This window comes from Chromobacterium phragmitis, assembly GCF_003325475.1.
GTDB classification, from domain to species: domain Bacteria; phylum Pseudomonadota; class Gammaproteobacteria; order Burkholderiales; family Chromobacteriaceae; genus Chromobacterium; species Chromobacterium phragmitis.
Genome location: NZ_CP029495.1, coordinates 85,014 through 107,661, shown reverse-complemented (window position 1 = coordinate 107,661; position 22,648 = coordinate 85,014). Strand labels below are relative to the sequence as shown.

18 protein-coding genes are annotated in these 22,648 nt (G+C 63.4%); 7 read left to right on the top strand and 11 right to left on the bottom strand.

Going from position 1 to position 22,648, the window contains the following annotated elements; genetic code table 11:
• Positions 1–9: 9 nt before the first annotated feature.
• From DK842_RS00490 to nhaR, 6 genes are all read right to left on the bottom strand, one after another.
• Positions 10–3,279, bottom strand: a complete 3,270-nt coding sequence (locus tag DK842_RS00490; protein WP_114059604.1) for a pilus assembly protein — start codon at positions 3,277–3,279, stop codon at positions 10–12.
• A 2-nt stretch (positions 3,280–3,281) separates the two neighbouring features.
• A complete protein-coding gene (locus DK842_RS00485) occupies positions 3,282–3,827 on the bottom strand; it encodes a pilus assembly PilX family protein (protein ID WP_114059603.1) in 546 nt (181 codons plus the stop codon).
• The gene (locus tag DK842_RS00480; protein WP_114063546.1) at positions 3,824–4,513 is read right to left on the bottom strand and encodes a PilW family protein; all 690 of its coding nucleotides are present in this window, start codon (positions 4,511–4,513) and stop codon (positions 3,824–3,826) included. Before DK842_RS00480 ends, DK842_RS00485 begins: the two co-directional genes overlap by 4 nt.
• Entirely contained in the window at positions 4,510–5,040 is a 531-nt protein-coding gene (gene pilV, locus DK842_RS00475) for a type IV pilus modification protein PilV (RefSeq protein ID WP_114059602.1), read from the bottom strand. Before pilV ends, DK842_RS00480 begins: the two co-directional genes overlap by 4 nt.
• Positions 5,031–5,588: a GspH/FimT family pseudopilin gene (locus DK842_RS00470; protein WP_114063545.1), complete on the bottom strand. Its 558-nt coding sequence runs from the start codon at positions 5,586–5,588 to the stop codon at positions 5,031–5,033. Before DK842_RS00470 ends, pilV begins: the two co-directional genes overlap by 10 nt.
• A gap of 130 nt (positions 5,589–5,718) precedes the next feature.
• Complete coding sequence (gene nhaR / locus DK842_RS00465) at positions 5,719–6,600, bottom strand: transcriptional activator NhaR (protein WP_114063544.1); 882 nt, start codon at positions 6,598–6,600, stop codon at positions 5,719–5,721.
• A 124-nt stretch (positions 6,601–6,724) separates the two neighbouring features.
• Between nhaR and htpX the strand changes: the two genes are divergently transcribed.
• From htpX to DK842_RS00435, 6 genes are all read left to right on the top strand, one after another.
• The gene (gene htpX / locus DK842_RS00460; RefSeq protein ID WP_114059601.1) at positions 6,725–7,606 is read left to right on the top strand and encodes a protease HtpX; all 882 of its coding nucleotides are present in this window, start codon (positions 6,725–6,727) and stop codon (positions 7,604–7,606) included.
• A gap of 53 nt (positions 7,607–7,659) precedes the next feature.
• Positions 7,660–8,658: a TerC family protein gene (locus DK842_RS00455; protein ID WP_198414602.1), complete on the top strand. Its 999-nt coding sequence runs from the start codon at positions 7,660–7,662 to the stop codon at positions 8,656–8,658.
• Between the two features lie 113 nt (positions 8,659–8,771).
• Positions 8,772–9,485, top strand: a complete 714-nt coding sequence (locus DK842_RS00450; protein ID WP_114059600.1) for a response regulator — start codon at positions 8,772–8,774, stop codon at positions 9,483–9,485.
• Entirely contained in the window at positions 9,482–10,930 is a 1,449-nt protein-coding gene (locus DK842_RS00445; protein WP_114059599.1) for an ATP-binding protein, read from the top strand. Before DK842_RS00450 ends, DK842_RS00445 begins: the two co-directional genes overlap by 4 nt.
• A 546-nt stretch (positions 10,931–11,476) precedes the next feature.
• Positions 11,477–12,556, top strand: coding sequence for a porin (locus tag DK842_RS00440; protein WP_114059598.1), 1,080 nt, complete (start codon positions 11,477–11,479; stop codon positions 12,554–12,556).
• A 148-nt stretch (positions 12,557–12,704) separates the two neighbouring features.
• Positions 12,705–13,337: an LbetaH domain-containing protein gene (locus tag DK842_RS00435; RefSeq protein WP_114059597.1), complete on the top strand. Its 633-nt coding sequence runs from the start codon at positions 12,705–12,707 to the stop codon at positions 13,335–13,337.
• A 34-nt stretch (positions 13,338–13,371) separates the two neighbouring features.
• Here DK842_RS00435 and DK842_RS00430 read toward each other — a convergent pair whose 3' ends face one another.
• The 5 genes from DK842_RS00430 to DK842_RS00410 all read right to left on the bottom strand — a co-directional run bounded on the left by DK842_RS00430 (position 13,372) and on the right by DK842_RS00410 (position 21,227).
• Positions 13,372–14,991, bottom strand: a complete 1,620-nt coding sequence (locus DK842_RS00430; protein WP_114059596.1) for a flavin monoamine oxidase family protein — start codon at positions 14,989–14,991, stop codon at positions 13,372–13,374.
• A gap of 32 nt (positions 14,992–15,023) precedes the next feature.
• On the bottom strand, positions 15,024–16,925 hold the full coding sequence (locus DK842_RS00425; RefSeq protein ID WP_114059595.1) for a thiamine pyrophosphate-binding protein: 1,902 nt from the start codon (positions 16,923–16,925) through the stop codon (positions 15,024–15,026).
• A 328-nt stretch (positions 16,926–17,253) separates the two neighbouring features.
• Positions 17,254–19,998, bottom strand: coding sequence for a magnesium-translocating P-type ATPase (gene mgtA, locus DK842_RS00420; protein WP_114059594.1), 2,745 nt, complete (start codon positions 19,996–19,998; stop codon positions 17,254–17,256).
• A 291-nt stretch (positions 19,999–20,289) separates the two neighbouring features.
• The gene (locus DK842_RS00415) at positions 20,290–20,628 is read right to left on the bottom strand and encodes a hypothetical protein (RefSeq protein ID WP_114059593.1); all 339 of its coding nucleotides are present in this window, start codon (positions 20,626–20,628) and stop codon (positions 20,290–20,292) included.
• 221 nt (positions 20,629–20,849) lie between these two features.
• Entirely contained in the window at positions 20,850–21,227 is a 378-nt protein-coding gene (locus DK842_RS00410) for a hypothetical protein (protein ID WP_114059592.1), read from the bottom strand.
• Positions 21,228–22,201: 974 nt separating this feature from the next.
• Here DK842_RS00410 and DK842_RS22835 point away from each other — a divergent pair.
• Positions 22,202–22,627 (top strand): hypothetical protein, encoded by a 426-nt coding sequence (locus tag DK842_RS22835; RefSeq protein WP_145963946.1) that lies wholly within the window; start codon positions 22,202–22,204, stop codon positions 22,625–22,627.
• Positions 22,628–22,648 lie beyond the last annotated feature (21 nt).

Here is a 22,648-nt window from a genome sequence, read left to right as displayed (position 1 = left end):
GCGAGGCCATCAACGCAGCTCCCTCCAGTTCAGCCGGGCATGCATGTCGAAGGCTGCCGGATTGATCTGCGGCGGCGTGGCCACCGGTCCGCCGTTGATGCTGCTGCCGATCGCGAAGTAGTTGTTCTGGAAGCCCACCACGCTGGGCGAGCCGGCCATGTTTACCGCGACGCCGTTGATGACGGCGCCGTTGATGCCGCTGAAGTTGCCTGCGTCGTTGGCGTAATAGGATCGGGTGGTGGCGCCGCCGGTTTTCAGGTTCAGCGACATGGTGAAGCCGGTAGCTGACGCTACCGTGCACGATGACGGATTGTTGTTGGGCGGAATGGTGGTGTTGACGGTGAAGGTGCCCAATTGGTTGACCGGGTTGTAGATCACCTGCTCGCCGCTGCCTGGCAGGCTCAGCGACCAACCGTAGCTGTTGTTGTTGGGGCTGCAGGCGGTATTGCCGCTCCAGCACACGGTATTGCTGCTCAGCGCCCGGTAGCCTTGCACCGAGCCCAGCGTGGAGCTGTAGGATGCCGATACGCTCTGTGCCGTGAGGTTGCTCGGGCGCAGCGTGGCGCTGGGTGGCGTGATCGGCGCGTAATAGGCGGAGCGTCCCGCCAGGGTGTTCCAGCCGGACATGTCCCAGTCCCAGACGCCATACAGGCTTTGCGCGCCGCCGGCGTAGAGGTCGGCGGAACTGGTGGTGAAGGGGATTTTCTGACCGGTGCCGAAAGACACCAGCACCCGCGGGCTGGCATTGCCGGTGGGGATGGCGGATAGCAGCAGCTTGCTGGTGATGGGCTGCAGGCTGCGGGCGCAGCTGCCGGCGCTGACCTGGCTGTCGGTGCAATAGGTGTATTGGGAGGTGAACAGCGGGGAGGCGACGCCGCGGCCGAATTGCGACACCGTCCAGCTGGAGGGCGAGCTGGCGGTGAGGTCGAAGCGCCAGACATTGCCGAACAGGTCGCCGGCGTAGATGTAGTCGGCGATGTTGTCGCCGTCCAGGTCGGCGACCGTGGTGTAGTAGATGCCGTTTTTGCCGCCGCCGCCGGACGGGTCGTTGGCGGTGCCGCTGCCCGTGTCCAGGATATAGAAGCTGGGCGCGCCGTTGCTGCCCACCAGCATGATGTAGATGGCGGCATGGCCGTTGGCGCTGCCGTAGCCGTTGCCGAACACCGCGCCCCATTGGCCGTTGTGGAAGCGGGCGATGACGGGGGTGCCGAAGGTGTAGCCCAGGTCGTTGCCGCAAGTGGACTTGTTGGCGCAGCTGAGCGTGCCGCTGTTGAACTCGTTCAGCACCACGCTGGCGGCGCTGGCTTCGGAGAAGGTGGCCGGATTGCCGACATCCAGCATGTACAAGGCCTGGCCGCCGGCCCCCAAGCCGCCTATCAGCCAGGTATGCCAGTTGCTGCCGTAGAACAGGTCGTCGGCGGCCGGCGTGGCGTCCACATAATACTGGTGGGCGTACGTGGGGTTGCTGAATTGGACGGTGTTGGCCTGCACCGCGGCGGGCATGTAGGCCAGAATTTCCTGGCCGTCGTTGTTGGTGGCCACGTAGTTGCCGCTGCTGTCGTTGGCGCCGCTGCGGAAACCGTGCAGCATGCCGTCGTTGCCGCCGTTGTAGACCACGTTGGTGCGGGTGAGGTTGGCCGACTTATAGGCGGAGTAGGCCTGGGAACCGGTGGCGTTTTCCGCGGCGGAGGCGGTGGGGTAGAGCTTGTCGCTCCAGCTGTCCTGATAGCTGTTTTGCGGCGGGCCCACCCAGATCGGGCTGCTGTTGATCAGATCGCCCAGCACGCCGTCGCGGTCGCGGAACAGGCCGCTGCCCAGCGTGGTGACCTCGTTGCTGCGGGAGCCGCGCAGATAGGACACGCGGGCCGAGCCGTTGCCGTCCGGACCGATGGCGCTTTGCTGGCCGGCGCTGAGGCTGGCCCACTGGAAGGGAATGCCCTGGCTGCCGTTCCAGCTTAGGATCGCGCGGCTGGATTGGGCGGCCATATTGCTGGCGCCGGTGGTGGCGCAACTGCCGCCGGTCAGCACGCAGGAGGCGTCCCAGGTGGCGGTGCTGGCCACCGAGACCTGGCCGGTGGTCTGGTTGCCCAGCAGCGCGTAGGAGGCCAGCGATCCCCACCAGTTGTCGGCGTGATAACTGGCCACGTATTGCTGGGTGCCGGTGCGGATCAGCGTGGTTTGCTGGCTGTTCAGGCCGCTGGAGCTGGAGGACTGGGTGAAGGGCTGGGCCTGGAAGCAACTGATCTCGTGCACATTGCGGCTGCCGCCGGTGGAGCCGGCGAAGCCGAAGGTGATCTGGGTGGGCAGCGGGCCGCTGACGGCGGTGTTGTTGATGTCGTAATTGGCGATCACCGGCACGTAGGCGCCGTTGTTGTAGCTGTACCAGAGGCTGAGCAGGTTGGCCGGCGTGATCTTCAGCTTGTAGCTGATGGGCACCGCCTGGCCGCGCTTGGTGGCGGATTCATTGGCCATCGGCTGGCTGGCCGGCAGTTGGTAGACGCCGCCGCTGACGCCGGGAATGCTGATGAATGGATAATTCATCACGCTTCTGGTGCCGTATTTTCCCGATTTGCACACGCTCTGAACCGTGGAGGCGCTGAAGCTGCCGCCGAACTGGCTGGCCAGCGCGCTGGCGGCAACCGATCCGGCGCCGCGCAGCGAGATGTTCTGCGGCCTGGAGCCGGGGCCGGTGGATGTGTTGTCGTTGCTGGAGCCGCCATTGGGAAAGTTGCCGTACTCGTCCATGCCCAGGCCCAGATAGCCGCCGATGATGCCGTTGTACGGCGAGTTCACGTTGGAGCAGCTGTAACCCAGGCTGCCGCCGAAAGAGCCGACGGCGCTGGGGATGCCGGTGAGCAGGAAGAAGCTCATGCCGTCCGCGCCGTTGCGGGCGCTGCCGCCGGAGTCGCCGTTGTAGGTGTAGCTGGTGAAGGTGGCCTGCAGGCCGCTGTCGGACGGAAACAGGCTGTTGTAGACAATGGCACCGGATTGGCTGCCTGCGCTGTTGGTCAGCCGCAGCGCGCCGTTGCCGCTTGGGTCGGGCAGGGTGCCGCTGTAGCCGCCGATCTGGGTATTGCCGCTGGGGTCCCTGTTGCCGCAGGCCGGTATGGTGCCGGTGCCGTTGCCGGCGGTCATGCAGGCGCCGCCGAACACCAGCCAGCCAAGTTGGGCGCTGCCGCCGGTGAAGTTGTCGCTGACGGTGACCGCGCCGGCGGTCAGCGGCGACAGGCCGGACAGCAGGGTGGCGATCAGGCTGAGGCGGGGGGCAGTGGTTCGCATGGTCATTTCCCCAGGTTGGAGGTGCCGGAATACAGCGTATAGGTGCTTTGCAGCACCGCCACGGACGAGTCGTTGCCGCCGTAGCCCACGGCGGTGAGCTGGTAGAGCGCGCCGTTGCCGCTGGCGTTCAGGCCAAGATACTGGATGTAAAGCTGGGGCAGGTGATAGTAGGTCTGGCTGCCGCCGTTGGGGGACTGGGTCAGGAAAGGCGGGTTGTAGGTATAGCCGACGCTCCACGCCCCGTTGGCGGTGGGGTTGGCGATCGCGTTGTTGCAGATCTGGGGCACGCTTTGGGCGCCGTTGCAATTGATCGGACTGTTGGTGGTGGCGTTCTGGCTCAGCCACCATTCCGCGTATTGCAGCGTGGCTTCCGCGGCCTCGAAGGCGCGTCCCTTTTCCCGGGTGTTGCCGGCCATCTTGCCCAGCAGGCCGCTGCTGCGCATCAGCGCGATGCCGATGATGGTGATCACGATCAGCATCATCAGCGCCGCCACCAGCGTGAAGCCGCGTGGACTGCGTGCGAGGGACGAGGGGCGCGCGCGTTTCATAGCTGGTTCATCAGGCCTATCAGCCAGGACATCGGCACCGTGGACGGTTGGCCGGGCTGGTTTGCCAGCGGGTTGACCAGGGTCAGCGTGATCCACAGCGAGCGCACGGTCGCGCCGGCGGGCAGGGCTGAGGCCGGGTAGTAGCGGGTGGTGGAGCCGCTGTTGTTTTCATCCGCGCCGTATAGCACGGTCATTTTGCTGACGCCGTCCACCAGCACTTGGGCGGCGGCGCCGTTGACCGAGCAGGTAAGTTGATTGGCGCTGTTGATCGCGAAGACGTTGACATAGATCTGGCTGTTGGCGCTGGCGTTGCTGGAACCGTTGCAGTTGAGGATGGCGTCGGCGCTGGTGGAGGCGAAGCGCACACTCAGCGTGTCCGACGCGCCGGCCGAGCCCGATATGCCGGCGACCGATTGTCCGGCGGCGAAGCTGCCCGATGCCGGCAGCGCGGCCGCCGCGGTCTGGGTTTGGGGATTGGGGTAATAGCCGGCGGCTTGGGCGACGCTGTTGATCAGCGTCATCGCCGTGCGTTGGTTGTCCTGCAGTTGAGCCAAGCCGGACTGGCTGGTTTTGGTCAGCCGGGTGGAAGTGAAGATCATGGTCAGCACGCTGAGCAGAAACAGGCCTATGGCGATGGCTACCATCACCTCGATCAGGCTGCCGCCTCTCTGGCGCCGGGCGGTCATGGCACCACCACCATCTGGTAGCTCTGGGTGACGGTGCCCGACGTCACCCCGGCGGCATTGACCGCGCTATTCTTCTCCAGCCAGGTGACGGTGATGGTGCAGCCGACCGGGGTCGACCCAGCCGCGTACGGACTGCAGACTATCTGGCCGCTCCCGCTGGGCAGCGTCTTCAGCGTGCCGCTCGCCCATTGGTTGGCGTCGTAGCCGGCGAGATTGGCCGCTGAGCAGGTTGCCGCCGCGCAGTCCACGGTTTGGCTGAGCGTTGGCGTGCCGCTTACGCCGGACGGTCCGACGCTCCAACTGCCGCTGGCGGTCAACGCGCCCCAGTAGGCGGTATTGGCGTGCATGGCCGCCGCCATGCTTTCCGCGGTGATGGCGCCCAGGCTGCGCGAGCGCGCGATGCTGGTGTTGTTGATGCTGGCCGCCTGCATGGCGGCGATGCCGAGCAGGCCGAGCGAGATCACGATCAGGGCCACCAGCACTTCCAGCATGCTGAAGCCCGCCTGGCGGGCGGGAATCATGGACATGTGTATTGCCCCGTGTTGTCACTCTGGCCGCTGATCAGCACCTGCGGATGGCCGACCGCGGCGATGGCCACGCAGCGCCGGCTGCTGGCGGGGTTGCCTGGCGCGTTGAATGTGACCATGCCGACATAGCCAGAGGGCGCGTAGCCCATGCGGTTGAAACACAGGTAGGGGCTGGCGCTGTTGCTGTAGGCGGCGCTGTCGCCGCTGGTCAACGCCTGTTGCCTGCGCAGCACGGTACCGCTGGTGTCGGTGCAATTGCCGTTGACGGCCTGCAGCGCGATCCAGCCGCCGGCCCAGTTTAGGTTGGCCGGCGAGCCGGCGTTGCAGCTGCTGCCATCGGCGGAGGGGCAGACCAGCACGGTCTGGCCGCGCTTCAACGCTTCGTTGCGGGCAAGCAGCACGTCGCCGTACAGACTGTTGCTTTCGGACATGACTGCGTTGGCGGCCACGGTGCTTTGATAGGCCGGCACGGCGAATGCCAGCACGATGGCCAGCAACGCCATGACCATCAACAACTCCAGCAGGGTGAATCCTTGTCTCTTGTCCATGACGCTCAATCTGTTGCCCGGCCGCGCCGGAAGGGCTTCAAACCATTATCAGGCAAGACTCCTGACTGGGGAACCGCCGCCATCGCCGCCGGTCCGTCGATCGGGGCCGTCTGTCGCCTGCATGGCACACTCAGTGCCAGGCCTGCAGGATGGCCTGCAACGAGGCGTGCTGCAGCTTGCGTCGGCTGGCGGTGACGTAATAGTGCTCCCATACCCCTTCCAGCGCGCCCAGCCGCTGCAGCCCCGGATGGTCCGCCTCGCCATCCGGCGATGCGGGGGTGGGCAGCAGCCCCAGCCCTTGGCGGGCGAATGTCTCCATTAACGCATGATCGTCGAATTCGCCTACCACTTCGGGGCGAATGTCTTGTTCGGCGAACCAGTGCTCCAGCTGGCGGCGCAGCACGTTGTCGCGGCTGGGCATCAGCAGCGGGGCATGCCGCAAACTGGCCGGGAAATCCGGCAAATGGCGCTCGAGCAGCGCCGGCGCGGCCAGCAACAGAACGGGGCAGCGCAGCAGCGGCCAGGATTGGAACTGCTGTTGCTCGCTGCTGGCCACTGGCCGGTCCGCCAGCACCAGGTCCAGCTTGTGGCGGCCCAGTTCGCCTATCAGCTCGTCGAAATCCCCCTCGCTGCAACTGAGGCGCAGATGTCCGGCCGCCGTCAGCGCCGGCCGCAGCAGGCGGCTGGCGATGCCCTTGGGCAGCACGTCGGAAATGCCGGCCGCCAGCCGCTGCGTCTGTCCCAGTCTGGCGTCGGCCAGCGCTTCCTCCATTTCCTCGCCCAGCAGGAAGATGCGGTCGGCGTAGCCCAGCGCCAGCCTTCCTGCCTCTGTGAGCGCCAGGCCGCGTCCTTGCTGGCGAAACAACGCCCGTCCCAGTTGCTGTTCCAGCCGGGTGATCTGGCCGCTGATGGTTTGCATGCTGACGCCCAGCCGCTCGGCGGCGCGGGTGACGCTGCCGCTGCGCGCCACGTGCCAGAAATAGTTCAGGTGCTTGTAATTGATGCCTTGCATGACCATTCGAAAATTTCGAAGAATTGTTCTGATAATACTTTATTTTTTCGATTCTTATCCTGTCGTACACTTCAGCATGGCCCCGGCGCAGACCGGGCCGACCTCACTTTTTGGAGACTGAATCATGAAACGGGTGTTTTTGCTGATTGCCACCAACATCGCTGTGATGCTGGTGTTGAGCGTGAGCGTGCGCCTCCTGGGGCTAGATCGCTTTGTCACCTCCGGCGGGCTGAATCTGGGCATGCTGCTGATGTTCTCGGCAGTGCTGGGCTTCGGCGGCGCCTTCATCTCGCTGGCCTTGTCCAAGACCATGGCCAAGTGGAGCACCGGCGCGCGCGTGATCACGCAGCCGTCCGGGCCGACCGAGGCCTGGTTGCTGAACACCGTGCGCAAGCTGGCGGACCGCGCCGGCCTGCCCATGCCCGAGGTGGCGGTGTACGAGGGCGAGCCCAATGCCTTCGCCACCGGCCCCAGCCGTTCCAATTCGCTGGTGGCGGTGTCCACCGGCCTGTTGGCCAATATGAACGAGGAAGAGGTGGAAGCGGTGCTGGCGCATGAAATCGCCCACATCCGCAATGGCGACATGGTGACGCTGACGCTGATCCAGGGCGTGGTCAACACCTTCGTGTTCTTCCTGGCGCGCGTGGTCGGCTACCTGGTGGACAGCTGGCTGAAGCGCGACGAGGAGAACAGTTCCGCCGGCTCCGGCATCGGCTATTTCGTCACCGTGATCGTGTGCGAGATCGTGTTCGGCATCCTGGCTTCCGTGGTGGTGATGTATTTCTCGCGCCAGCGCGAGTTCCGCGCCGACGCCGGCGCCGCCGAATTGCTGGGCTCGCCGCGGCCGATGGCCAACGCGTTGCGCCGCTTGGGCGGCATCGAGGCAGACGGCCTGCCCAAGAGCATGGCCGCTTCCGGCATCGCCGGCGGCCGCGGACTGCTGGGACTGTTCGCCACCCACCCGAGCATGGAAGAACGGATCGCCGCGCTGGAAGGCAGCGGCTGATAGCCGGGGCGGCGGAAGCCGCCCGATCCAAGCCATTCTGATGGAGCAAGTCATTGATTGAGTTTTTTTCCGCCCCGGCGCTGGGTTATCCGCTGTGGGTCTGGCTGATGTTCATGAGCGGCGTGCTGGCGTTGCTGGCTTTCGACTTGGGCATCTTGCAGAAGGGCGGCCGCGAAATCGGCGTGCGCGACAGCCTGAAGCTGTCGGCGATGTATATCGGCATAGGCCTCGCCTTCGGCGGCTGGGTATGGTGGTATCGCGGCGCGGACGCCGGGGTGCAGTACCTGACCGGCTATCTGCTGGAGAAGTCGCTGTCGCTGGACAATGTGTTCGTGATCTCGCTGATTTTCGGCAGCATGGCCATTCCGCGCGCTTACCAGCACCGGGTGCTGTTCTGGGGCATTCTGGGCGCCATCGCGATGCGGGCGCTGATGATAGGGGCCGGGGCCGCGCTGGTGGCCGAGTTCCAGTGGGTATTGCTGGCGTTCGGCGCCTTCCTGCTGTGGGCGGGACTGAAGATGCTGTTTGCTGGGGACGAGGAGGGCAAGCCGCTGGTCGAACAGAAGTTTTACCAATGGCTGCGCCGCCGCATGAAGCTGACGCCGGCGCTGCATGGCAACGCCTTCCTGGTGCGAGGCGAAAAACATGGACTGGCCAAGGGCTGGTGGGCGACGCCGCTGCTGCTGACCTTGATCCTGGTGGAGGCGGCTGATCTGGTGTTCGCGGTGGACAGCATCCCGGCGATCTTCGCGGTGACGCAGGATCCGTTCCTGGTCTACACCTCCAACATCTTCGCCATTTTGGGTTTGCGCGCGCTGTATTTCGCGCTGGCGGCGATGGTGCATCGCTTCCATTATTTGAAGTACGCGCTGGCCCTGGTGCTGGTGCTGATCGGCGTCAAAGTGGGGCTGGTCTACCTGCACGACGCGGGCCTGGTGGCGTTCAAGCTGCCTACCGCCTGGTCGCTGCTGGCGACGGTTTCGCTGTTGGCCGGCGGCATCGTCTACTCGCTGTATCGGACGCGTTCGGTTCCAGTTGATGGAACCAATTGACGATCTGTTCACTCAAAGCTGAAAACGCGGGCGCCTGACCATGGCGCCCGCGTCGTTGTCGCGCTAGCAGACGACACCTTCGTGAACAACTCCCGATACCTTAGGAACTGCAGATGTCTCAAGCTTCCCGTGTGCTTATCGTCGATGACGATCCGGATCTGCGCGATCTGCTTAGCGATTACCTGAGCCGCCAAGACATGATCGTGGCCGCGGTGGGGGATGGCGAGTCGATGAACCGCATTCTGGCCGAGCAGTCCTTCGACATCCTGATTCTGGACTTGATGCTGCCGGGCGAGGACGGCCTGACGCTATGCCGCGATTTGCGCTCGCGCTCCAATATGCCCATTCTGATGCTGACGGCGCGCGGCGACGAACTGGACCGCATCATCGGCCTGGAAATGGGCGCCGACGACTACCTGCCCAAACCGTTCAACCCGCGCGAGCTGCTGGCGCGCGTGCGCAGCATCCTGCGCCGGGTCGAGGAGCGCCGCAACAACAGCGCGCTGCGCGCGCTGCAGTTCGGCGACTGGCGGCTGGAGCTGGGCGCCCAGCATCTGGTCGATGGCGGCGGCGTGGTGACGCCGCTGTCCGGCGGCGAATTCAAGCTGATGCAGGCGCTGGCGGAAAACCCGCAGCGGGTGATGTCGCGCGACCAACTGATGGAGGCGATGAACGGCAAGGAAGCCGGCCCGTTCGACCGCACTGTCGACGTGATGATCGGCCGCCTGCGCCGTCGGCTGGGCGATGACGCCCGCGAGCCGTTGCTGATCAAGACCATACGCAGCGGCGGCTACATGCTGGCTTGCGAGGTGGTGTCGGTGCGATGAGGCGCTTGCCGCGCACGCTGTACGGCCAGTTGCTGTTGACGCTGCTGACCAGCGTGCTGCTAGCCAACGTGATCGGCATCGCCTTGGTGCTGACCGATCGCGAGAGGCTCAGCCGCACCTTGCGCGCCGAATACGTGGCCCAGCATTTGGCCGACATGATCAATTTGCTGGACGAGACGGCAGCGGCCAACCGGCCCAAGCTGGCCAGCGCGCTGTCGTCTCCCAGCGCCCAGGTGTCGCTGGATCACCCGTGGCTGGCAGGCGGCAAGATCGATCTGCCGGAAGCCGGCAAGCTCAGCCAGCTGATCTTGTCCGATCTCAGCAGCCCGTTCCGGCTGCAGGTGCTGTCATTCCGCGATGATTCGCCCGACGCGGCGGAGGACTTGTTGCGGCCTTTCGTCGCTCCGGGGCAGCATGTGTTCACGCCGGGCAAACAGTTCTGGGTGCAGGCTTTCCCCAACAAGCTGGGCGAGGGCGGCCCGGAGTTCAAAATCCAGATGGCGACGGTGCAGGCGCAGTTGGGCGACGGCATGGTGGCCACTTTCCGCATTGGCCAGGTGTCCAGCGCGGCGGAAACGCCATGGCGGGTGATCGCCTGGCTGCTGTTGGTGGCGCTGGTGGTCGCCGCGGCGTCCGCTTGGGCGGTGCGGCGGCTGACGCGGCCGCTGGCGCTGTTTTCCAAGGCGGCCTCCGGGCTGGCCGCCGACTTGAACCAACCGCCGCTGCCGGAAACCGGCACCCTGGAAGTGGTCAACGCCACCCGCGCGTTCAACCGCATGCAGCAAGAGTTGCAACGTTATCTGCAGACCCGAAGCCAGATGCTGGCCGGGGTGTCGCATGATCTGCGCTTGCCCATCACCCGCGTCCGGCTGCGGCTGGAGCAGATGGAAGAATGCGGCGCGCGGCAGGCGATCGAGCGCGATCTGGCGGAAATGGATCAGTTGATCGGCGACACGTTGGCCTATCTGCGTCTGGGGCAGGGCAATGAGAATGCCGTGCTGCTCAATGTGGGCGCTCTGCTCGACGGCGTGATCGAGGACGTGGAGGCGCTGGGCGCCGAGGTGAGGCTTCAGGCCGAGCTGGTGAAGCCGTTGTACGCCAGGCCGCAGGCATTGCGGCGCTGCATCTCCAATCTGCTGGAAAACGCGCGCCGCTATGGCGGCGACGGCGCGGTGGAGGTGGTGTTGCGCGAACGAGCGGGGCAGGTGGAAATCATGGTGCGGGACCACGGGCCCGGCATCGCCGAGGCCGATCTGGAGAGGGTGTTCGAGCCCTATGTCAGGCTGGAGCACTCCCGCGCCAAGCATACCGGCGGCAGTGGGCTTGGACTGGCCATCGCCAGGGCAATCGCCCGCGAGCATCATGGCGAAATCCTGTTGATCAACCACCCTCTCGGCGGCTTGTGCGCCGAGCTGCATTTCCCCGCGCAGCGGGATGGCGGCTGAAGGCGGCTGTTTCGCGGCTCCTGGCGCTTCGTTGCCGTGCGCTGTCCATGGTTTGGCGGCTGGCAAGCCGCCATTCCTTGCGGATTGCCGGACTCTTGTTCTCTTCCATTCATTCATTGCAGCCGTGTGGGCGAGCGCGAGGCGGCCTTGGCAGTCTTAACAATCCTTGACAATCCTAGTCAAACGGTTAATTGACCTTAATATCGAAAGCAAATACACTCTAAATTGAGTCTGGTTGATCCCTGAATTGCTATGCTCGAGCAGGCTCAAGTCAAGTCTATCCTTATCTAGGCCCACTGCTGTGGGCCTTTTTTTTCGAATTATTTTAGTATTTCGCCCTTAATATCTTTGTTAATGTTCGTTAAGCAACAAAAACACACAAAAACTTGAATTTTTTTGACCCATTTCGTGGTTGATAGTAGCTGTTGTATTTCTGCAATTTTGATGTGTTTTTACAACAAAAAACCGTAGTGTTCACTTGCGTATGATGCGGTGTGCAATTAGTATTCAATCGCTTTCTAAGACAAGCCACAAGGATTGTTCACCATGAAAAAGACTCTGATCGCCCTGGCGGTTGCCACTCTGCCGGCAGCCGCATTCGCTGACGTCACCATCTACGGCCAAATCAAAGCCGGTATGGAAAATGTTCACGCCGGCGGCGTTAACCAAACCAATGTCGACGATATGGGTTCCCGCATCGGCTTCAAAGGCAGCGAAGACCTGGGCAATGGCCTGAAGGCCATCTGGCAGGTTGAAAGCGGATTCGACATCGACGGTTCCAACCGTCAGGGTTACGGCAGCTTCGCCAGCCGCGAATCCTTCGTCGGTCTGGATACCGGCTTCGGCAAGGTGCGCCTGGGCAACCTCTCCACCTTCAGCGACGACAGCATGAGCGTCGTGAATCCGTGGGAAAGCTCCAGCAGCGCGTTGCAACTGGACGCCTTCGCTCGCGACGATGTGCGCGTGAAGAACGCGGTTCGGTTCGACACTGCCAACTACAACGGCTTCCAAGCCGCTTTCCTGTATGGCACCAAGGAAGACAAGGCCAACGCGTTTGACAAGGATTCGGCTACCACCCAGCGCGAAACCTATAACCTGGGCCTGTCCTACGAAAACAGCGGTTTCTTCGGCAAGTACCAATACATCCATCAAACTCCGGTGACGATCGCTGGCGTTGGCACTTCCAAGTCCAACGATAGCCACCGTCTGGAAACGGGCTATAACGCCAACAACTTGCTGGTCGCCTTCGGCTACCGCAATGATCGCGGCGACAGCTCCATCACCCCGCTGAGCTTCCTGAAGGGCAACAACGCTCCGGCTCTGGACGGCAACAAGTACAAGTCGCAGGAATACGCGCTGACCGCCGCCTACACGCTGGGCGCCTTCACGCCGAAGATCAGCTACGCGCAAGCCAAGGACTATGAAATGAATGGCGTGCGCCAAGACAACACCGGCTACAAGCAGTTCCTGGTCGGCGTGGACTATCAAATGTCCAAGCGAACCACCGTTGGCCTGCAATACGGCGAAGTGAAGGCGGATCAAGCCATCTTCAACAATGGCAGCGACGCTTCCAGCAATGGCAGCAAGCTGCGCGGCGTGGGCCTGAACATGGTTCACACCTTCTAATACCGGAAACGGTTGCAGAAGACGCGCCGGTGGGCTGACATCGGCGCGGACAGAAAACTGCCGTACCCGCGAGGGACGGCAGTTTTTCTTTGCTTGCCTGCGGCGGCGGCCGCGCGTTAAAACATCGATTTTGCCGTTAGGAAAGAACATGTCGGAATTTCAGCGCCTGCTGCTTTCAGTCGCCGAGGCTTTGCCCTGGCTGGATCGAAGCCTGGAACCGTGGCAATGGCTCGGCGCCTTGAGCGGGCTGCTTGCGGAGCAGAGGGCGGGGGCGAGCGTGGAGGATTGGATCGTCGACGGCGAAGCCATGGTTCACCGCAGCGCGGCGCTCGAGCCGGGCGTGATTCTGAAAGGGCCGCTATGGATAGGGCCGCGCTGCAAAGTGGCTTCTCATGCCTATCTGCGCGGCGGCGTGATCCTGTGTCCAGGCGCGACGGTGGGGCCGGGCTGCGAGGTCAAGACCGCCATCATCGGGCCGGATAGCCGGCTGGCCCATTTCAATTTCGTCGGGGACTCGGTGCTGGGCGCGGATGTCAATTTGGAGGCGGGCTCGATTCTGGCCAATTACTGGAACGAGCGCGACGACAAGACGATACGGTTGCATCTGGCCGGCAAGGCAATGATGCCCGGCGTGGAAAAGCTGGGGTCGCTGCTGGGCGATCATGTGCGGGTAGGCGCCAACGCGGTGTTGTCGCCGGGCACGGCCTTGGGGGCGGGCGCGGTGGTGCCGCGATTGGGGCTGGTGGAGCAAGACCGGATGGCACAACAGGCTGCCCGGTGAGCCGGACAGCCTGATGTTCCGCCCGCTAGGCGGCTTAGCGCGGGAAGGGCGCGACGCCCAGTTTCTCCAGCAGGTAGCCGGCGGTTTGCAACGCGCCCTCGACCCAGCCCTGCGCGTCGGAATACGCCTCGCCGCAGATGTACAGGGGCAAATCGCTGGGTTGGACGATGGCGTGCTTCACCTCCCAGCTCTTTTGGCCGATGTTCCAGCTGTTCCAGCCGCCGCCGAAGGGATCGTCGCCCCAGTCGCGGAAGGCGGCGTTGCGTACCCGCGGCGTGTAGTTGAGGCTGTGCATCACGGTCAACTGGCGGCTCACTTCCTCGGTCATCATGCGCGGCGCCTTATACTGGTGCCAGTCCAGCTCGTTGCGCATCACATTGTCGTCGAGGCCGATGAAGGGATCGTCCAGCTCCGCCACCTGGCGGCCGGGAAGGCGCGGCTGACGGCGCTTGGCCCGCAAGCCGTCCCAAAAGCCGGTATTGTCGCCGTCGTCGTAGCTGGCCAGCAGCATCGCGTGGCCTTCGGTGGCTGGCTTGCCATCGCTTTTCGGCCAGTAATAGGTTTGCCGCACCGGCAGGTCGGTCACCGATCGGCCGGCCTCCACCGGCAGATAGAACGATTTTCCGTCCGTTCCTGTGACGGTGCAGCCGGTGTTGCGCCACCAGGGACTATCATAGGTGGTGAACAGTTTGAACAGCGGGCGCGCCGTTACGGAGGTTATCAGTTTCTGCGTCCTGGCGTCTTGCAGCGCAGGGCTGTCTGGCGTGAGCAGTTCCAGCGAGCGGCGCGGCATGGCCAGAATCAGCGTTTGGGCAGTGGCGGGGCTGCCGTTGACCTGGAAGGAGAAGCCGTCGCCCTTCAGCGTGATCTGGGAAACGTGGGAGGCCAGGCGGATGTCGCCGCCTTGTTGCTCGAACAGCTGGGCCAGCGCCAGCGGCACTTGCTGGAAGCCATTGCAGAAGCCCTTGTATTCCGGGTCGACGCCGAAGTCGGACAGATACCAGGGAATGGCGTCGGCCGCGTTCCAGTTGCACAGCGTGGAGTCGTAGCCGCCGACGTCTTCCGCGTAATGGTAGGCTTCGCCGGTAAGCACGCGCAGCAGCACGTTCCAGAACCCCTGCTTGTACAGCGGCACGCCGCCGAACTCGGCGCTTTGCGCCATTTCGCGGCGTTGCTCCTCGGTGAGTGCCGGATTGGTGATGCCGGGGACGATCTGTTCGATCGCGTTGACGATCACCGCCCCGGCGCTCTGGCCCTGGTCGATGAAGTTCAGCTGATAGGGCACCAGTTCCGGGTTCTGGGTGAAATCCGCCAGCCGCAAATAGACGCCGCGCAGGAAGGCGATGTTCTGGTTCTCGTCGACGGGGAAGTCGTAGAGCGTGATCTGCTCGTCGTCCGGCAGCGCCTTGTTCAGTTCATGGATCAATTGGGTGATCAAGGGCTGCACGGCGGGCAGGATGCGCATGCCGCCCAACTCCGCCACCATGTCCGGGATATCCGGCGGCCGCACCGACAGCAGCCGACCGCCGATATGGTCGCTGGCCTCGAATACGGCGATCTTCTTGCCGGGATGGGTTTGCTTCAGCCTCCAGGCGCAATACACGCCGGATACGCCGCCGCCGACGATGGCGATGTCGAAGTTTTCTTCAGCCATGATGCAGTCTTCTCCTCAGTGGTGGTGGATGCCTAGAAGATCACCGGCACATTGCCCGCCGGCTCGTTGCCGCCGCGCAGTCCTCGCTCCGGACCGAAGTGGAAGCAGTCCAGCCGCGGTTGCCGCTCATAGCGGGCGTTGACGTCTTCCGGCGTCGGTGGCGTCTGTTCCAGGCCCACGGTATGCATGTCCAGCACATAGGCGTGGCCGCTCAGCGCGTGGTCGATGCCGCGGCGCACCGCCGCGCGCACGTCTTCCGGATGGCGTACGATTTCGCCTTCCATGCCGCCGAAAGCTTTGGCCAGGGTGACGAAATCCGGTTTGGGCCGGTGGATGCGCAGGTATTCCGGGTCCTGAGTGTGCGCGGTCCATTCATAGCCAGGCGCTTCGCCGTAGATCTGCTCCACTTGCTGTAGACCCATTTGCAGGGTGTGGTACTCGTGGTTGTTTGTGATGATGTAGAGCACGCCCAGCTTGCGATGCTGCGCGGTCCACCAGGTTTGCGGATAGAACAGCGAGGAGCCGTCGCCGGTGGCGGCGACGACGAAGCGGGTGTCTATGCCCTGATGGCCGTCCTGCTCCAGCTTGATGCCCAGCGTGGCCGGCATCGACCAGCCCAGCGAGCCGCCGCCGACGCAGTAGTAGCTGATCGGTTGCGCCGCTTCATCGGTGAAGGGCAGCAGGTATTGGAAGGGTGCGGGATCGGACACCGCTTCGTGTACGTAGACGAACTGTTTTTCCAACTGGCGCTCGCCGATTTCCTTGCGCAGCGCGTCGGCGATCACCACCGCCCAGATTTCGTTCTGGTGCATCGCGTCGCGCAAGTAGACGTCCCAGGCGGCCTTGCGCTGGACGGCCAGCTCTTTCAGCTTGGCGTTGCGCGCGGCGGCTTCGGCGGAGGGCTGATTGCCTATCAATTGATTGATCAGCGGCAGCGTGGCCTTCAGGTCGCCGAACAGGGCGGCCTCGCCGTAGTAGTTCTTGCCGATGTCCCAGGTATGATTGCTGAGGTAGACCTGAGTGACGTCGGGCGGGATCAGCGGACCGTCGCTGTACTTGTAGACCGTGATCTGGGCCTGGTTGCTGAAGCCGCAAAGAAAGGCGACGTCATGGCCGGCGAAGACTTGCTGCACGCCGGACTGGCTGCCTGGCAGTTCGCCCTGCCAGTGGTAGTCGTTGTTGGGGAAGTTGGCCAGGCTGCTGAAGGTTTGCTGCAGCACCGGGGCGCCAAGCAGCTCAGCCATCTGTTGAAGTTCCGGCCAGGCTTGGGCGTAGCCGGCGGCGTCGCCGGCGACGATGATGGGGTTCTTGGCTTCGCGCAGCAGTTGGGCGGCTTGCGCTATGGCCTGGCGGTCGGCGGTGAAATGCGGCGAAATCCGCGTGACGCCCTTGATGCGGTCGTCGTCGCCGATGCGGCGCATGGTGAATTCCCACGGGATGGCGACGAAGACCGGACCGTTGGGCGGCGCCATCGCTTCTTTGAAGGCGCGTTGCAGCACCATCGGGAATTCCTGCTCGGTGCGCACCTCGTGCGCCCACTTGGTGTATTGGCGGGCCAGGTCCACCAGATTGGACGCCAGCAGCGGCTCCTGGGTGACCAGTTCGTTCTGCTGCTGGCAGCACAGGATGACCAGCGGCGCTTGCGAGCGCCAGGCGTTGAACAGATTGCCGATAGCGTGGGCGATGCCTGGGGTGACGTGGACCACCAGCACGCCGGGCTTGCCGGTCATGCGCGCGGAGCCCATCGCCGCGCCGATGGCGATGTTCTCGTGCAGGCATTCGATGTACTCCACGCCGTTTTCCGGATAGGAGGTGCCGTCGATGATGGGAATCTCGTTGGTGCCGGGCACGCCGAAAATCCGGTGTATGCCCAGTTGGCTCAAGATGTCGAACACGTAATCGCGCGCCCAGCGTTTTTGGCCTTCCATGCTCATCGCTTCCCCCTTGGTGAAATGCGGATCGATAAGATGTGTGGTAATTCAGCGGCAGTCGGATGGATATGAAAGGGGGCTTGCCGGATTTATCGCCACAGCTTGGCGGAGAGAGCGTGGGCGGCCGCAAGCCTGTGATTCGCCACATGAAGCGGGGCGATCCGAGCGCGGGCTAGGTGTGAATACCAGCTGGTAGAAAGCATGGGACAGGCGATAAAAAGCTGGCGGTTTTGCGGTTTGGATTCTACGGCAGGGCGGCGGCGCTAGGCGCGAGTGGGCGCGAAAAAGCCGGCCCGGGGGCCGGCTTGCGTCTAGAGAGCGTTCAGGGCGTTTAGAACCATTGTCCGTAGCGCTTGATGTAGATCGTTTTCACCGTCTGCGTCAGCGCCAGGTAGCCGGCCATGGTCAGCAGCAGCCACCAGAAGTAGCTGGCGTCCAGCTGGATGAAGCCCAGCGATGCGGCGATCGGCGAGAACGGCAGGTAGCAGGCGATGGCGATGGCAGCCGTGGTGGACAGCATCACCGGCAGCGAGGCCGTGCTCTGCAGGAACGGAATCTTGCGGGTGCGCAGCATGTGCACCACCAGGGTCTGCGAGATCAGGCCTTCCATGAACCAGCCGGTGTTCATGATCAGCTGGCCGCCGTCGCCGCCGTGCATGTGGTAGGCCGCGCCGGCGCCGAACACTGTCCACAGCAGGATGTAGGTGGTGATGTCGAACACCGAGGATGTGGGTCCCAGCCACAGCATGAAGCGCTTGATGTTGCCGGCTTCCCATTTGCGCGGCTTCTTCAGGAAATCCGGGTCCATCTTGTCCCAGGGCAGGAACATCTGCGACAGGTCGTAGATCAGGTTCTGCAGCAACAGCTGCATCGCCAGCATCGGCTCCCATGGCAGCCAGGCCGAGGCCACCAGCACCGAGAACACGTTGCCGAAGTTGGAACTGGCGGTCATGTTCAGGTACTTGAGGATGTTGCCGAAGGTTTCGCGGCCCTTGATCACGCCTTCTTCCAGCACCATCAGGCTCTTTTCCAGCAAGATGATGTCGGCGGTTTCCTTGGCGATGTCGGCGCCGCTGTCCACCGAGATGCCGACGTCGGCGTCGCGCAGCGCCGGCGCGTCGTTGATGCCGTCGCCGAGGAAGCCCACGGTATGGCCGTTGGCCTGCAATGCTTTCACCACGCGAGACTTTTGCAGCGGGGTCAGCTTGGCGAAAATGGTGGTGCGTTTGACCGCGGCGCACAGCGCCACATCGTCCATCGCCTCGATTTCCGGGCCCAGCAGCGGCTTGCCCGGATTGAGGCCGACGTCGCGGCAGACCTTGGCGGTGACGATGGGATTGTCGCCGGTCAGCACTTTGACCGTGACGCCGTACTCGTTCAGCGCCTTGATTGCCGGCGCGGCCGAATCCTTCGGCGGATCGAGGAAGGTCAGGAAGCCGCGCGCCACCAGGCCCTTTTCGTCGGCGGTCTGGTAAGCGTTCTTGCGCTCGTTGGACGGGATATGGCGGGTAGCCACCACCAGCACGCGGTAGCCTTCGGCATTGAACTCCTGGCTCAGGCGCAGCAGGCGGGCGCGCTCTTCCGCGTTCAGCACGCGCACATCGTCGCCGTCCTGGATGTGGCTGCAGACAGCCAGCATCTCTTCCACCGCGCCCTTGGACACCATCAACTGCTGGCCATTCTGCTCCTGCAGGATCACCGACAGCCGGCGACGCTCGAAATCGAACGGCAGTTCGTCCACTTTGCTGTAATGGCGCAACTTGACGCGTTCGCCCAGCTCGTCGGCGCGTTCGACGATGGCGATGTCCATCAGGTTCTTCATGCCGCTCTGGTGGAAGCTGTTGAGCCAGGCCAGCTGCAGCGTGGTCTCGTCCTTGTCGCCGCGCACGTCGTAATGGTGTTCCAGGATGATCTTGTCCTGGGTCAGCGTGCCGGTCTTGTCGGTGCACAGCACATCCATCGCGCCGAAGTTCTGCACCGAGTTCAGCCGCTTCACCACCACCTTGCGCCGCGCCATCGCCACCGCGCCCTTGGCCAGGTTGGCGGAGACGATCATCGGCAGCATTTCCGGCGTCAGGCCCACCGCCACCGCCAGCGCGAAGGTGAGGGCGGACATCCAGTCGCCCTTGGTGACGCCGTTGATCATGAAGACAATGGGCACCATCACCAGCATGAAGCGGATCAGCAGCCAGGAGACGCTGTTGACGCCCTTGTCGAAGCTGGTTTCGATGCGCTTGTGGCTGACCACATTGCGCGCCAGCGAGCCGAAATAGGTATCGGTGCCGGTGGCCACCACCACCGCGCGGGCGGTGCCGGACACCACGTTGGTGCCCATGAAGCAGGCATTGGAGAGGTCAAGCAAACCGGCGTCGCCGTTGGCTGGGTCATCGGCCGATTTGGCGGCCACCGCGCCCAGCGTGTCGTACTTCTCTACCGGCAGCGCCTCGCCGGTCAGCACGGCCTGGCTGATGAACAGGTCGCGCGATTCCAGCAGCCGCACGTCGGCCGGCACCATGTCGCCGGCTTGCAGATGGACGATGTCGCCCACCACCAGTTCGGCCATCGGCACCTCCATGCGCAGCGGCACGGTGGGGGAGGTGGGGCGGCGTTGCACGGTGGCGGTGTTGCGCACCAGCGATTTCAGGTTTTCCGCCGCCTTGGCGGAGCGGTATTCCTGCCAGAAACGCAGCAGGCCGCTGACGCCTATCATGCTTCCCAGGATGATGACCTTGGTCCAGTCCTGATCGCCCGGCGCGGCCATGGCGATGTCCATCACGTAGCTGATGGCCGTCAGGACGATCAGCACCATCACGAAGGGGTTCTTGAACGCCAGCAATAGCTGGATCAGCGCGTGCGGCGGCTTGTCGTGCGCCACCTCGTTGCGGCCGTATTGCTGCAGCCGCTGGGCGGCTTCGGCCGAAGTCAGGCCTTCCGGCTGGCTGCGCAGGCGCTTGAAGGTTTCTTCTTGCGGCAGCGCGGCTTCGTGAGCCAGGCGGAAGGCGACTTGGTCGCCGGTCTTGCCCGGGGTGGCGATGAAGCCCCGGCTCCGTTTGCGTGGGTTGAGGTTCTTGGTCATGGCGTAAATCTCCAGGCGCCGCGGGCGCGACCAGCCCTGCCGCGAGAGCCTGTTCACGATGGGCGGGGACCGCCGGTGGTCTGAAAAGATCGTGAGCAGGCTTTCGTGCATCGGCGCCGACAACGTGTCAGCTCGAAAGTCGAGAGAACATTGCCGCCCGTTGGGGCGCTCTATGCGAACACCCCAGCGGATGGCATCTCAGATGGGTAGTGGCCTTGCTATGTCATGCCGTCTCCTGCGCTGCGGGATGGGCGAACGCGCGTCCGCCCGGTGGTTGACGGAATTCGGTGTTCAGGCCTGCGGGCGATTGGCCGCAGGCGGCAGCGACAGGCATTCCAGCTTCACCTGGGTCAGCGGCAGCGAGGTCAGGCGCTGGACGATGCCCTGCAGCAAGTGCATGCAGGCGGCGGAGTCGGAACGGAAGTCGGCGCTGATCAGCCAGGGAGCGCCACCGATGGAGGCGCCGCGGGCGGGAGCCTGCGGCTGTTCCTGCCACTGCAGGATGCGCAGGCCGTGTTTCAGCGCCTGGCCGCGCAGTTCGCGGCGGGCGGCGCCCAGCGACATGGCGGGGCAGGCGATGGACAGTTGATAGCGCTGTTGCTGGCGCGGATTGAGGAAGAGGTTCTGCATCGTAAGCTCCTGGCCGCGCGGCGGCCGGATGGTCCGGCCATCGCGCGCGGCGATGGATGCCCCATCCCGCGGCGGCGCGGAGGCTGGGGGGATATCGGTTCGCGCCGCGGCGGCGCTCCCCGATGCTTACGAAAGGGGGTTACCGGCGGCGAAGGCTTGAGGTTTTCGGCTCGGGCTCTTCGGGCATGTCGGATTATCCTCGCGGGTTGAAAACGGCGGCGTCAGGCGGCGCGGGCGCGGCCGTGGCCGAACAGCCCGCGCGACTGCGGACGGGCGGCTTGCGCGCGGCGTCCCCAGTGCACGCGGTGGATTTCGGGCAGCTGGCTGAGGCGCAGGGCCATGTCGTCCAGAATCTGGCGCTGCTGCAGCGGGCAGTTCAGCACCACGGACAGCTTGCAGTGGCTATCCACGTTCTCCGGCGCGATGGTGACCTGGGACGCGCGCAGGCCCAGATCGTGCATTTCCCAGAACAGGCGTTTGCGCAGCGTGGTGATCACGCTTTTGTCGCATATGATATTCAGGCGGAAATCGGCGGCGTCCGCCATTTGATTGTGGCGGGTGAATAATTTCAGCAGCTGGGACAATTTCAGGGCGTGCATATTGAATCCCCCTTTGTTATTTCAACAGGTAATAAACATCCCGTTCCGGTTTGAATAAACCGTAATCCTGGATGTACTCCGATATTGATTGAGCGAGTATCGCGCAGCTGCTGTCCGGCCATTCCCGCCAAGGGAATTCAATCCGACATGCAGTTGGGCGACGCGTCCGCTCGCGGTTCCGGCTCTTCGGGCATGGAATCTCCTTTGCGAAACGAAAGCATGCGCAAACAATGCGTCAGGTGCGCGATCTGTCGATGAGGGGCGTATGCGCGGCGACACGGTCGAGCCTATGGCGCGCTGGCTGAACGCCGGGCGGCTAAGGGCGAATCGGTTTGTGTCGTGCTGCGGCTACTGCCGGCTGTCGCCGGACTTGGACGCCACATCCTGCTTGCAGGATGCGGCAGAGGAAGGGCGTTCGGTCTGCTGAAATCCTACAAGGCTTAAACTGCGATCGAAGATCGACTAGAACCGTCGTTGTCCACGGTTTGCCTTTGCAAAATTAATAACAGTCCAACTATAAGCGAAATTCGTTATTAAATCAAACCGGATTGTTATTTGATGAATCCGGCGTGGCGGATTTGCCATCGATTCATAATTCGAAACATTTCGACGCTGCGGAATCCGGACGGAATGCGTCGGATTCCCATCTTGCATGACGGATTAATCTATCTTGCATGGGTAGTGGCTGTTTTTGTGCGGATCATCATTTTGGAGGGTGTGAAGATGAAAGAGCTGGCCGTTTTGAAAAATGAGGTGGTGGGCGCGATTTGCAGCGGTATCCGCAAGGCGGACCGGGAATATGGGCGGTGGACAGGAGACGAGGGGCTTTGCGAGGCGCCGGAGTACTTGGTGACTTGTGCCATCGCACGCGAGTTGGCCAAACCTGGTGATGGACGCTTTGTCACGCTAGAGGCCAATGTGCAAGAAACGTTGCGATGTGCCCGTGTGCGCTTTCGTGGCCGCCCCGGGGGAGTATGCGCAAAAATGGCCGCGCTGATATTGTACTGTGGGAGGTGCCTGAGGTTGGTCGAAATGGCGTACCAAGATCGATCATTGAGGTAAAGAATTTTCTGGCAGAGCCTGGTGAGCAACTGAGCAAGGATGTTCGTCGTCTGCGCGATGCCTTGCGTCTGAGCATGGAGAGCCATGGTGAGTTGGGTTTTGGCTGTTTGGCGTTCTGGATTGGTGTGAATGAGCCTAAACAGAAGAAATATGAGTCGCCAGAGGCTTGGCTGCGGGCTAAGTCCGAGAAATTGTGCGACGCGGCCAGTGGCTTGGTTGCAACAGATGGTTTGGTCGTCAGGTTAGCGCAACCCAAATCCTATCTGGGACGATATGAAGATGATACACGCTACGCCTGGGCGCCCAGCGTGCTGGTGATCGAGAGGCCGGCTGCCTAAGGAAGAGTCCTGGCGTGAAAA